The sequence below is a fragment of the Klebsiella sp. CD33 genome (genome assembly GCF_051992865.1).
Lineage (GTDB): Bacteria > Pseudomonadota > Gammaproteobacteria > Enterobacterales > Enterobacteriaceae > Klebsiella > Klebsiella pneumoniae.
Map to the genome: position 1 here is coordinate 4,387,851 of NZ_CP197023.1, position 12,472 is coordinate 4,400,322.

The 12,472-nt window shown below is 56.1% G+C and carries 12 protein-coding genes and 1 pseudogene; 4 read left to right on the top strand and 9 right to left on the bottom strand.

The window, feature by feature from the left end:
- Nucleotides 1-13 precede the first annotated feature (13 nt).
- Together ribF and ACR809_RS21495 are read right to left on the bottom strand one after the other, a co-directional pair.
- On the bottom strand, nucleotides 14-952 hold the full coding sequence (ribF, locus tag ACR809_RS21490) for a bifunctional riboflavin kinase/FAD synthetase (RefSeq protein ID WP_002887969.1): 939 nt from the start codon (nucleotides 950-952) through the stop codon (nucleotides 14-16).
- Between the two features lie 7 nt (nucleotides 953-959).
- A pseudogene (locus tag ACR809_RS21495) lies at nucleotides 960-1,165 on the bottom strand (DUF2575 domain-containing protein); the annotation flags it as partial.
- 116 nt (nucleotides 1,166-1,281) lie between these two features.
- Here ACR809_RS21495 and rpsT point away from each other — a divergent pair.
- A complete protein-coding gene (gene rpsT / locus ACR809_RS21500; protein ID WP_002887965.1) occupies nucleotides 1,282-1,545 on the top strand; it encodes a 30S ribosomal protein S20 in 264 nt (87 codons plus the stop codon).
- Nucleotides 1,546-1,664: 119 nt separating this feature from the next.
- On the opposite strand, the gene nhaR is transcribed toward rpsT, so the two are convergent.
- The 4 genes from nhaR to dnaK form a co-directional block, all read right to left on the bottom strand.
- Nucleotides 1,665-2,561, bottom strand: a complete 897-nt coding sequence (gene nhaR, locus ACR809_RS21505) for a transcriptional activator NhaR (protein ID WP_122051560.1) — start codon at nucleotides 2,559-2,561, stop codon at nucleotides 1,665-1,667.
- A gap of 54 nt (nucleotides 2,562-2,615) precedes the next feature.
- Nucleotides 2,616-3,791 carry a Na+/H+ antiporter NhaA gene (gene nhaA / locus ACR809_RS21510; protein WP_032433829.1) on the bottom strand — a complete coding sequence of 392 codons (1,176 nt, stop codon included), beginning with the start codon at nucleotides 3,789-3,791 and terminating at the stop codon, nucleotides 2,616-2,618.
- A 177-nt stretch (nucleotides 3,792-3,968) separates the two neighbouring features.
- On the bottom strand, nucleotides 3,969-5,102 hold the full coding sequence (dnaJ, locus tag ACR809_RS21515) for a molecular chaperone DnaJ (RefSeq protein ID WP_002887955.1): 1,134 nt from the start codon (nucleotides 5,100-5,102) through the stop codon (nucleotides 3,969-3,971).
- Between the two features lie 87 nt (nucleotides 5,103-5,189).
- Nucleotides 5,190-7,106 (bottom strand): molecular chaperone DnaK, encoded by a 1,917-nt coding sequence (dnaK, locus tag ACR809_RS21520; RefSeq protein ID WP_004146997.1) that lies wholly within the window; start codon nucleotides 7,104-7,106, stop codon nucleotides 5,190-5,192.
- A gap of 385 nt (nucleotides 7,107-7,491) precedes the next feature.
- On the opposite strand from dnaK, the gene ACR809_RS21525 reads away from it, so the two are divergent.
- From ACR809_RS21525 to satP, 3 genes are all read left to right on the top strand, one after another.
- Nucleotides 7,492-7,896: a DUF2541 family protein gene (locus ACR809_RS21525; protein ID WP_002887909.1), complete on the top strand. Its 405-nt coding sequence runs from the start codon at nucleotides 7,492-7,494 to the stop codon at nucleotides 7,894-7,896.
- A gap of 27 nt (nucleotides 7,897-7,923) precedes the next feature.
- Nucleotides 7,924-8,673, top strand: a complete 750-nt coding sequence (gene msyB, locus ACR809_RS21530; RefSeq protein WP_004146011.1) for an acidic protein MsyB — start codon at nucleotides 7,924-7,926, stop codon at nucleotides 8,671-8,673.
- 88 nt (nucleotides 8,674-8,761) lie between these two features.
- Complete coding sequence (gene satP, locus ACR809_RS21535) at nucleotides 8,762-9,328, top strand: acetate uptake transporter (protein WP_004177461.1); 567 nt, start codon at nucleotides 8,762-8,764, stop codon at nucleotides 9,326-9,328.
- A gap of 62 nt (nucleotides 9,329-9,390) precedes the next feature.
- Here the strand turns inward: satP and ACR809_RS21540 are convergent, their stop codons facing one another.
- The 3 genes from ACR809_RS21540 to tal form a co-directional block, all read right to left on the bottom strand.
- Nucleotides 9,391-10,695: an MFS transporter gene (locus ACR809_RS21540; protein ID WP_021441173.1), complete on the bottom strand. Its 1,305-nt coding sequence runs from the start codon at nucleotides 10,693-10,695 to the stop codon at nucleotides 9,391-9,393.
- Between the two features lie 119 nt (nucleotides 10,696-10,814).
- Nucleotides 10,815-11,402, bottom strand: coding sequence for a molybdopterin adenylyltransferase (mog, locus tag ACR809_RS21545; protein WP_002887898.1), 588 nt, complete (start codon nucleotides 11,400-11,402; stop codon nucleotides 10,815-10,817).
- 99 nt (nucleotides 11,403-11,501) lie between these two features.
- The gene (gene tal / locus ACR809_RS21550) at nucleotides 11,502-12,455 is read right to left on the bottom strand and encodes a transaldolase (RefSeq protein ID WP_002887897.1); all 954 of its coding nucleotides are present in this window, start codon (nucleotides 12,453-12,455) and stop codon (nucleotides 11,502-11,504) included.
- Nucleotides 12,456-12,472 lie beyond the last annotated feature (17 nt).

Sequence of the window (12,472 nt, forward strand, 5' to 3'; positions counted from 1 at the left end):
AAACACCAGTGGCTCAGGCCTGGCTGGTCAGCCCAAATAATTCGCGGGCCGTTAACTCATCACGTGCGATTTGCGCCTTCAGCTCGTCCAGCGACGCAAACCGCTGCTCGTTACGTATCTTTTTACGCAGTATTACATTGATATGGCGACCGTAGAGGTCCATTACAACGTCCAACAGATGTACTTCGAGCTGCTGACGCACGCCCGCAACCGTTGGACGGGTGCCAATATTGGCGACGCCCGCTATCGGTTTGTCGCCCAGCCCTGTCACTTCTACCGCATAGACCCCTTTAACCGGGGAAACCTGACGACGCAGCGGTAAGTTCGCCGTCGGAAAACCTATGGTTCGGCCTAGTTCATCACCATGCACGACGCGTCCGGAGATGCTAAACGGATGGCCGAGCAGCGTCTCCGCCAGCAGGAGATCGTCATCGGCCAACGCCTGGCGTACCGCCGTGCTGCTGATTCGCACCCCGCCTTCGCAGAAGGTCTGGGTGCTGGTGACGTCGAAGCCATATTCCGCCCCCGCCTTTTGTAATAACAAGAAATCCCCCTGGCGACCAGCGCCAAAGCGGAAATCGTCACCAACGGCGAGGAACTGCACGCCCAGGCGACGCACCAGCAGTTCACTGATAAAATCCTGCGCGGTTAGCGCGGCGAACCGGCGGTCAAAGCGAACGCACAATACATAGTCAACCCCGCTTTCAGCCAGATAGCCCAGCTTTTCACGCAGGCGGGTCAATCGCGCCGGGGCTTTATCAGCGGCAAAGAGCTCCAGCGGCTGGGGTTCAAAAATCATCACCACGACCGGTAAACCGCGCTGGCGGCCCTCTTCGCGCAACCGCTGCAGCAGCGCCTGATGCCCACGATGCACGCCGTCGAAATTACCAATGGTCAGCACGCACCCGTGCGGGGCCTGACTGAGATTATGTATGCCGCGTATCAGCTTCATGTCTGGCTCAAAACAGTGAAAATCGTCCGAGTATACCTTGTACAACTGTCAACGTTAACCAGCGATTGCACCTCGGCAACGAAAGTTCTCAGGAATTCATTCACTCAGCGCGAGAAAGCGGGAAAACTGGCCGCGCCCGGCGATTTTTATGGTGGAAAAGCTGTATTCGCCTGCAACAAGCTGGTAGAATCTTGCGCCATCACTACGTAATGAAGCGCTGTGGTGTTAAACGGCGCTTATTTGCACAAATCCATTGACAAAAGAAGGCTAAACGGGCATATTCCTCGGCCTTTGAATTGTCCATATAGAACACATTTGGGAGTTGGACCTTGGCTAATATCAAATCAGCTAAGAAGCGCGCCGTTCAGTCTGAAAAGGCTCGCAAGCACAACGCAAGCCGTCGCTCTATGATGCGTACTTTCATCAAGAAAGTATACGCAGCTATCGAAGCTGGCGACAAAGCTGCTGCACAGAAAGCATTTAACGAAATGCAACCGATCGTGGACCGTCAGGCTGCTAAAGGTCTGATCCACAAAAACAAAGCTGCGCGTCATAAAGCAAACCTGACTGCACAGATCAACAAACTGGCTTAATCGCCTGCTTGCTGAACTTTGTTAAAGAAACCCGCGAAAGCGGGTTTTTTTATGCCTATCATCTTCCCCCGGTAGCGCACGCTGGCGCGATCTGAGCCACGCCAGCCCACGCCTTCCGGCTATCGGGGTTCGGTGAACAGCGACGAATAATCGCGATTACAGATACGCTGTACCGCCGGGTGCTGAATCATTCGTTCAGCGAAAATAGCGTGATACTCCTCCATCATGCTATCCATACGGCCAATTTCGACAATCGATTCATCATGGTAGAAATCATGCGCGTAGAGCGTCGGCGCGACAAATATCGCATTATGTGCGGCGCCGAAGGCTTTCATGAGCGCCGCGTCGTCAAACTCGCCGAGGATCTCCACCTTCAGGCCCTGCACGTTAATCCAGTTCAGCAGCTTACGTCCCAGCATCGATCGCCGGCCGGGGATCAGCAGCCGCCGCTCTTCGAGGCAGGCCGGGAACGGCTTCGTCGGCGCCGGATTCATGCACCAGAAGCTGACGCTGCACTCGCCAATCTTCACCGAAAATAGCCCTTCCTGCTGCGTCGAGTCGATCGGGCAGTCAGAGATAATCATGTCGAGCTTATGCTGGCTCAGCTGCTCCAGCAGCAGCTCATGAGTGGATTCAAAACAGCGCAGATGAATCTGCTCGCTCTCTACGACGGCGGCATCCAGCACGCCGCTGACCAGCCGTTTCGAGAGCGCATCGGCCACGCCGACGTCAAACAGCAGGTTCGACTCTTTGCGATAGTTGACGATGTCGAGCATCTCCTGGCTGAGGGTAAACATCCGGTCGGCATAGCGAAAAACCAGCTCCCCCAGCTCGCTCGGCTCAAGCCCCCTTCCCTTTCGCTTAAATAATTTCCCCTGCAGGCGCTCCTCCAGGGCTTTGATCTGCCCGGTAATGGTCTGCGGCGTCAGAAACAGCGCCTCCGCCGCGCCCACGACGGACCCTTCTTTATACACGTGCCAGAAGTAGTACAGATGATTGTAGTTAATATGTGACATGCTTCTCTCCCTGATAATGTCCAGGAGAGCCTGACGGGCTCTCCTGCAGAAAGGTTATACCGCGAGGCGAGTATCCGTCACGCGCTGACGCAGTATGAGGTAGCCGACGACCGCTGATAGCACTGAGCCGATCAGAATGCCAAGCTTGGCCCAGTTGATCAACGCGGGTTCCACGCTGCCAAAGGCCAGGGTGGCGATGAAAATCGACATCGTAAAGCCAATCCCGCACAGGATCCCCACCGCCATAATTTGCTTGCAGGTGGTTCCCTCCGGCAGCGAAGCCCACTTCAGCTTCAGGGCCAGCCAGCAGAACAGGCTAATCCCCAGCGGCTTACCGATAAACAGGCCAGCCATAATGCCCAGCGGCAGGAGCGACGTCAGCCCGGCAAGGGTGACCCCCTGCAGTGACACCCCCGCGTTCGCGAAGGCAAACAGCGGCAGGATCATAAACGCCACCCACGGGTGCAGGACATGCTCAAGCGCTTTGGCCGGCGACTTGCCATGCTTTTCCTCGAGCGGGATCATAAAGCCGACAATCACCCCGGCAAGGGTCGCGTGAACGCCAGACTTCAGCACCGCCGTCCACAGCACCGCGCCAACCAGAATATAGATCCCGGTACGCCGCACGCCGCTCAGATTCAGGGCCACCAGCACCGCGATCGCCGCCGCCGCCACGCCCAGCGAGAGCATGGACAGGTCGTGGGTATAAAACAGCGCGATAATCACGATAGCCCCGAGGTCATCAATAATCGCCAGCGCCATCAGGAAAATCTTCAGCGCCGTCGGGACCCGGCTACCTAACAGCGCCAGCACGCCGAGGGCAAAGGCAATATCCGTCGCCGCCGGGATCGCCCACCCTTCTCTGGCGACAGGATCCTGGGCGTTAAAGGCCAGGTAGACCAGGGCCGGGACGATCATGCCGCCCAGCGCGGCTATCACCGGGAAGACCGCCTGACGGCGGCTCGCCAGCGACCCCTGAATCAGCTCACGCTTGACCTCCAGGCCAATCAGCAAAAAGAACACCGCCATCAGGGCATCATTGATCCATAACAGCATGTTCTTGTTGATCTCCAGCGCGCCCACACGCAGCTGTACTGGCGTCTCAAGGAAGGAGTGATACAGACCGCTGGTCACGCTGGTATTGGCCATCACCATCGCCAGCGCGGCGGCGATAATTAAGACAATGCCGCCGGAAGCATCGCTACTAAAGAATCGTTGCAGATGTTTCACTTTTACTTTCATCCTGTTGGTGAATAACTCGATAAAAGCATAATACACACACTGATAACTCGAAAAAATCAGATTTAAGTTGCGCTAATATTCGCTTTTTACGAGTTAAAGGGGGGTTCTAAGGCGAAAAAAAGCCCGGGCAGCAAAGGCCCGGGCCGGATATCAACAAAGGCGGAATTAGCGGGTCAGGTCGTCGAAGAACTTCTTCACGCCGTCAAAGAAGCTTTTCGAACGCGGGCTGTTGTTTTCCCCGGTCGGACCGCCGAAGCTCTCCTGCAGCTCTTTCAGCAGCTGCTTCTGCTTCTCATTCAGCCCCACCGGCGTCTCCACCACTACGCGGCACAGCAGATCGCCCTGCGCGCCGCCGCGAACGGATTTCACGCCTTTTCCACGCATGCGGAACAGCTTGCCGGTCTGGGTTTCACCTGGAATTTTCAGGTTCACGCGGCCGTCGAGCGTTGGGACCTCGATCTCACCGCCCAGCGCCGCCATGGTGAAGTTGATCGGAACTTCGCAGTACAGGTTATTGCCTTCACGCTCAAAGATAGCGTGCTGCTTCACCTGAACCTGAACGTACAGATCGCCTGCCGGCGCGCCATGTTCGCCGGCCTCGCCTTCGCCCGCCAGACGGATCCGGTCACCGGTATCCACGCCCGCCGGAATTTTAACCGACAGGGTTTTGGTTTTTTCTACGCGGCCATGGCCATGACATTTATTGCACGGATCTTTAATTAGCGTACCGCGTCCCTGGCAGTGCGGACAGGTCTGCTGTACAGCAAAAAAGCCCTGGCGCATCTGCACCTGGCCCGCGCCATGACAGGTCGGACAGGTCTGCGGTTTGCTGCCGGCCTTGGCGCCGCTGCCGTGGCAGACGTCGCACTCTTCCAGCGTCGGAATACGGATCTCTTTAGTGACGCCGCGCACCGCTTCTTCCAGCGTCAGCTCCATGTTGTAACGGAGATCGGCGCCGCGTGCCGCGCGCTGACGACCACGCCCGCCGCCAAAGATATCGCCGAAAACATCGCCAAAGATATCGCTGAAGTCGGCACCGCCGCCAAAACCGCCGCCGCCGCCCATGCCGCCCTGTTCGAAGGCCGCGTGGCCGTACTGATCGTAGGCCGCACGCTTCTGGGCATCAGTCAGGATTTCATACGCTTCTTTGATTTCTTTAAATTTGGCTTCAGCCTCTTTATCACCCTGGTTGCGGTCCGGGTGATATTTCATGGCCAGGCGCTTATAAGCCTTTTTGATTTCACGCTCTTCCGCTGTTTTGGAAACGCCTAAAATCTCGTAGTAATCTTGCTTTGCCATCGGTGTTTTTCAGCCCCTTAACATGCGTGCACGGGCGGAGAGGAAACCTCTTCGCCCGTGCCAGTGTTTTACCCGTTCAAAGGGCGATTATTTTTTATCTTTCACTTCTTCGAACTCAGCGTCGACAACATCGTCGTCTTTCGCGTTGCTCGCCTGAGCGTCAGCGGAACCCGCCTGCTGCTGAGCGTGCTGCTGCTGAGCAATTTCCATCAGCTTCTGAGAAGCCTGCGCCAGCGCCTGCATTTTCGCTTCGATATCCGCTTTGTCTTCGCCTTTCAGAGAAGATTCCAGCGCGGTCAGCGCAGACTCAATGGCAGTTTTGTCGTCAGCCGGCAGTTTATCGCCTGCTTCTTCAACCTGCTTACGAGTGCTGTGCAGCAGATGGTCGCCCTGGTTGCGGGTCTGTACCAGCTCTTCGAACTTACGGTCAGATTCGGCGTTAGCTTCTGCTTCGCGAACCATTTTCTGAATTTCTTCTTCATTCAGACCGGAAGACGCTTTGATGGTGATCTTCTGCTCTTTACCGCTGTTTTTGTCTTTCGCGGAGACGTGCAGGATACCGTCAGCATCGATGTCGAAGGTCACTTCGATCTGCGGCATGCCGCGCGGCGCCGGGTTAATACCATCCAGGTTGAACTGACCCAGAGATTTGTTATCAGACGCGCGTTTACGCTCACCCTGCAGCACATGGATGGTTACCGCAGACTGGTTGTCTTCAGCGGTAGAGAACACCTGGCTGTGCTTGGTCGGGATGGTGGTGTTTTTGCTGATAAGCGCAGTCATCACGCCGCCCATGGTTTCGATACCCAGCGACAGCGGGGTTACGTCGAGCAGCAGAACGTCTTTCACATCGCCAGTCAGTACACCGCCCTGAACGGCAGCACCGATCGCCACGGCTTCATCCGGGTTAACGTCTTTACGCGGTTCTTTACCAAAGAACTCGGCCACTTTCTTCTGCACCATCGGCATACGAGTCTGACCACCAACGAGGATCACGTCGTTGATATCGGAAACGGACAGACCGGCATCCTGCAGAGCGACTTTCAGCGGCTCGATGGAACGGTTAACCAGGTCTTCTACCAGGCTTTCCAGTTTCGCGCGAGTCACTTTGATGTTCATGTGTTTCGGACCGGTCGCATCTGCAGTGATGTACGGCAGGTTAACGTCGGTCTGCTGAGCAGAAGACAGTTCAATCTTCGCTTTCTCAGCGGCTTCTTTCAGGCGCTGCATGGCCAGCGGGTCGTTGCGCAGGTCAATGCCCTGATCTTTCTTGAACTCATCAACGAGGTAGTTGATCAGACGAGTATCGAAGTCTTCGCCGCCCAGGTGGGTATCACCGTTGGTCGCCAGAACTTCAAAGGTTTTTTCGCCATCAACTTCGTCGATTTCGATAATCGAGATATCGAAAGTACCACCACCGAGGTCGTAAACCGCGATAGTACGGTTGCCCACTTCTTTATCCAGACCGTAAGCCAGCGCGGCCGCGGTTGGTTCGTTGATGATACGTTTGACTTCCAGACCGGCGATACGGCCGGCATCTTTGGTTGCCTGACGCTGCGCATCGTTGAAGTAAGCCGGTACGGTGATAACCGCTTCAGTTACCGGTTCACCCAGGTAATCTTCAGCCGTTTTCTTCATTTTCTTCAGCACTTCAGCAGAGATCTGCGGCGGTGCAGTTTTGGTGCCTTTCACATCCAGCCATGCGTCGCCATTGTCTGCGGCAACAATTTTGTATGGCATGATAGAAACGTCACGCTGAACTTCTTCGTCCTGGAAGCGGCGGCCAATCAGGCGTTTAATCGCAAACAGGGTGTTTTGCGGGTTTGTCACTGCCTGACGTTTAGCCGGCTGACCAACCAGAGTTTCACCATCCTGGGTATAGGCAATGATAGAAGGCGTGGTGCGATCGCCTTCGGCGTTCTCCAGCACGCGTGCAGTAGTGCCATCCATAATCGCTACACAAGAGTTGGTAGTACCCAGGTCGATACCAATAATTTTACCCATCTAAACGTCTCCACTAAAAATTCGATCAACATGTGGTTGTGAACCTGTAATAAGGGCGAAACGTGCGGTTTCAACTGCCCAGACATCATTTTTTTTCAGGTTCTTCACTGCGGTTGACTACAAGATGGGGTCGCCCACTCCGGCATCAAGGGGCAAGCATAAAAATTTTTTGCCTCGGATTCGCACAGGGTTACGGATGACTTGCCGAACAAGGTTGTTGGATGGCAAAAACGACGGCGAAATATACATACAAAAAACGGATTAAAATAGGAAATACATTCATAATATCATTGACATAACCCGCAATACTTGCGCGCTAAAAGCCCCGTTTTCGCAGTGATAAACTCCCCCGCCATCGCACTTCGCTTATTCAGGGGACAAATTAATGAAATCGCTATACCGGCTTTCCGTAGGGCTTATCCTCGGCGTGTCATTTATCACCTCGGCGGCCGCTAACGACCATAAAATTCTCGGCGTGATAGCTATGCCGCGCAATGAAACCAACGACCTGACGCTGACGCTTCCCGTCTGCCGGGTGGTCAAACGCATTCAGCTCAGCGCCGACCGCGGCGATGTACAACTCTCCGGGGCGACGGTCTACTTTAAGGCCAGCCGCGGCGCCAGCCACACGCTGAACGTCCCCGCCGGGATCAAAGAGGGCAGCACCACCGGCTGGATCAACATCAATAGCGATAACGACAACAAACGTTGCGTGAAGAAAATCGCCTTCTCCGGCCACACGGTGCACTCCTCAGATATGGCATCACTGAAAATTATCGGCGATGACTAACGTCGCCCCTGCCCGAGAGAAAACGTTATGCATATTAATTACCTGGAGGATGACGATCTCGCCTTTCTGCCTGAGTGCAGCGAGGCGCATCTGGAAGCCTTTACCCGCATTCTGACCCACGGGGAAAATGGCAAACCCCGTCTCTCCAGCACGCTCCTGCGCAACGAGACATTTTTAGCGATGGAGGGGCACCCGGAGCGTTATCGCCGCAACTGGCAGCTAATCGCCGGTGAGCTACAGCATTTTGGTGGCGATAGCATCGCCAACACGCTGCGCCGCCATGGCAAATTTTATCGCGCGATCCTGCTGGATGTATGTAAACGACTGAAAGCGAAGGTCGACAAACAGCTGTCGACGCCGCAGATCGAGCAGCAGTTGCTGGCGCATTTTCTGCAGCACAGCTGGAATAAACTGAACGCGGAGCAAAAAGCGCAGTTTCTCGCCGCGGTGGAGTGCCGGAGCCATGAGCTGGACAGCCTGATGGCTCATCTGCTGAGGCATCGCAAGCTAAGCGAAGGCGTCACTTTGTTGCTGGACGAACGCTTAACCGCCATCCTGCGCACGCATGCCGCGGTGAGCGTCATCGGTCATGGCCTGGTGCGCGGCGCCGGGCTGGGCGGACCGCTCGGCGCCGCGCTGAACAGCGTAAAAGCGGTGAGCGGCAGCGCATACCGGGTCACCATCCCCGCGGTCCTGCATATTGCCTGTTTACGGCAAATGCTCCAGCCGCCGTCAGACACCGCGGAAATTGGTGAAAAATACCCCGCCAGATCATAGACAGCCCATCAGCGCCTCATTATTATGCCGCGCCCCGCCGCCAAGTCGCGGGGTAATGCTTCCCTTTTAATGATAATTTTGAGGAATTATGGGCAACACTAAGTTGGCTAATCCGGCACCGCTGGGCCTTATGGGCTTCGGCATGACCACTATTCTGCTTAACCTGGCGAATAGCGGCCTGTTCGCATTCGATGTAGCTATCCTGGCGATGGGCATTTTTTACGGCGGCATTGCGCAAATTTTTGCCGGCCTGCTGGAATACAAAAAAGGCAACACTTTTGGCTTAACCGCTTTTACCTCCTACGGCAGCTTCTGGCTGACGCTGGTGGCGATTCTTCTGATGCCGAAAATGGGCCTGGCAGACGCGCCAAACGCGCACTTCCTCGGTATGTACCTCGGCCTGTGGGGCGTCTTTACTCTGTTTATGTTCTTTGGCACCCTGAAGGCAGCCCGCATGCTGCAGTTTGTCTTCCTGAGCCTGACCGTATTGTTCGCGCTGCTGGCGATTGGCCATTTGGTCGATAACGAAGGCATTGTGAAGGTAGCCGGCTGGGTCGGCCTGATTTGTGGCGCCAGCGCTATTTACCTGGCGATGGGTGAAGTGCTGAACGAACAGTTCGGCCGCACCGTGCTGCCGATCGGCGAACCGCGCTAATCTTCCGCCGCCGTCCGGTCACAGGGCGGCGGCAGGTCATTATCAGCATCAGCTAGTCATCGTTAACGCTGCAGCTCCCCTTCCAGCATCCCCGTCGGCGCCGTCAGCTCCTGACGCAGCCAGATACCTAATCCTAGCCCCATCAGCGACAGGGCCAGCACATACCAGGCCGGCGCCATCGGCGACACCCCCATCAGCATGGTGACCGCAATCGGCGTCAGGCCGCCAAAGATCGCGTACGACAGGTTGTAGGAGAAAGAGATGCCGGTGAAGCGTACTTCCGCCGGGAAGGCCCGCACCATCACATAGGGCACCGCCCCCACCACGCCGACGCAAAGCCCCACCGTACCGTAGAGCAGAAACAGCCGCTGCGGGCTGGCGCCGGCAAGATGGTAAAATGCCCAGCTGGCAACCGCCAGCAGCAGGCTGCCGACGATAAAAGTGCGGCTGGCGCCGAAGCGGTCCGCTGCCAGCCCGGCGAGCAGACAGCCGATGCACAACATAATGGTGGCGATGCTGTTGGCCTGCAGGGTAATGGCCGGCGCAAAACCATAGTGCTTCTGCAGCCAGACCGGCGACATCAGGATCACCACCACCACGCCAGCCGACAGCAGCCAGGTCAGCAGCATAGAGATCACCACCGCCTTCTGGTGCTTGAGCGCCACCGCTTTTACCGGCAGCTCCTGCGCCAGCGCTTTGCGCTGCTGCATCTCAAGAAAAATCGGCGTCTCCTGCAGCCAGCGGCGCAGATACATCGCTATCAGACCAAATACGCCGCCCAGCAGGAAGGGGATCCGCCAGCCGCCGTCGTGGATCCCCTGCGGCGTAAGACTGGTATTGATAAGCGTGGCCACCACCGACCCCAGCAGAATGCCAACCGTCAGGCCGGCCGTCAGCGTGCCGCAGGCGATACCAATGCGTTTTTCCGGGACATGCTCAGCGACAAACACCCAGGCGCCTGGAACTTCACCGCCGATCGCCGCTCCCTGCAGAATACGCATCAGCAGCAATAGCAGCGGGGCGATGATACCTACCGAGCTATAGGTCGGTAGCAGACCGATCGCCAGGGTTGGCAGCGCCATCAGCAGGATGCTGAGGGTGAACATTTTCTTGCGCCCCACCAGATCGCCAAAGTGGGCCATGATGATGCCCCCCAGCGGACGCGCCAGGTAACCGGCGGCGAAAATGCCAAAAGTTTGCACCTGGCGCAGCCATTCGGGAATATCCGCAGGGAAGAAGAGCTCGCCGACGACGGCGGCGAAGAAAACGAAAATGATAAAGTCATAAAACTCCAGCGCGCCGCCCAGGGCGGCCAGCGTCAGCGTTTTATAATCCTGGCGGTTGAGCGGTCGGTTTGCATATGACATAACGCAATTTCATCCTGAGGTGTGCAGCGTGTTTTATAGTGTGTAAAGTAAAAATCACTATATCGTAAATAAAACGGCACACCATTAGCGATGCAGGTTATATCAAAAATGCATCAAATTCAGGATAAAGTTTCGCGTCTGGCGCTCTTGGGACGAAAAGCTTCTACTACACGGCCATCGGTTTCCACATAAGGCCCTTCAAGCAACTGTACACAATAAGGTACACTTGCGAAAATACCGTGCACCAGCACGTTGCCGTCAGCATCTTTCACCCCTTCCAGAGTCTCCTGAATTGCTTTCGGTTGCCCGGGAAGGTTGAGGATCAGCGCCTGCTTGCGGATCACACCGACCTGCCGGGAAAGGATAGCCGTCGGCACAAAGTGTAGGCTAACCTGGCGCATTTGCTCGCCGAAGCCCGGCATCTCGCGATCGGCGATCGCCAGCGTTGCGTCGGGCGTCACATCGCGACGCGCAGGGCCGGTTCCGCCGGTGGTCAGCACCAGATGGCACCCCATTTCGTCAACCAGTTCGCACAGCGTTTGCTCAATGATGGCCTGCTCATCCGGAATCAGACGGGTTTGCAGCTCGAAAGGGGTGGTCAGGGCACGTGCCAGCCACTCTTCCAGTGCCGGGATGCCTTTGTCCTGATAGACGCCGCTGGAGGCGCGATCGGAAATGGAAACTAAGCCGATTCGTAAGGTATTCATGGTTATTCCGTTCAAACTGTGGCGTTAAACGAAATGATACACTGCCGGAGGCGGGACAGACAGTGTAATGTGGCCGACGGGCGTCGGCCACCTGCGCGATTACAGCAGTTCGTCGATCATTTTTTCCAGTTTTTCCTGGTCGATCGCAAACTTACGGATACCTTCCGCCAGTTTGTCTACCGCCATCGGATCCTGGTTATGCTGCCACAGGAACTCAGATTCGGTAATACGCTCCGGACGCGCTTTCACTTCACCGGTATATACCAGCTTACGCTCAACGGCGCCTTCGCTTTCGGACAGCTCTTTCAGCAGCGCCGGGGCGATGGTCAGGCGGTCACAGCCAGCCAGTTCCAGAATTTCGCCAACGTTACGGAAGCTTGCGCCCATCACGACGGTTTCATAGCCGTGCTGCTTGTAATACTCGTAGATTTCGCTGACGGAAACCACGCCCGGATCTTCTGCCGGTGCGTACTCTTTCTTGTCGGTGTTGGCTTTGTACCAGTCGAGGATACGGCCAACGAACGGCGAAATCAGGAAGACGCCCGCTTCGGCGCAAGCGCGAGCCTGAGCGAAGGAGAACAGCAGCGTCAGGTTACAGTTAATGCCTTCTTTTTCCAGCTGTTCAGCGGCGCGAATGCCCTGCCAGGTGGAGGCCAGTTTGATCAGAATGCGATCGTTGCTGATGCCCGCGTCGTTGTACAGCTTGATGATGCGCTTGGCTTTCGCGATAGACGCTTCGGTGTCATAGGAGAGACGTGCGTCCACTTCGGTGGAGATACGGCCCGGGATCAGTTTCAGAATTTCGAGACCGATGTTCACCGCCAGCTTATCGGAAGCATCGAGGATCTGCTGCGCGCGATCGCTGCTCTGGCTACGAGCCCAGGCGACAGCGTCGTCAATCAGCTTACGGTACTCAGGGATCTGAGCCGCGCCGAGAATCAGGGAAGGGTTAGTGGTGGCATCCTGAGGCTGATACAGCTTCATTGCCGCAATATCTCCGGTGTCAGCGACGACAGTGGTGTACTGACGCAGAGAAGTTAATTTATCCGTCATGATATATTTCTCTTAAA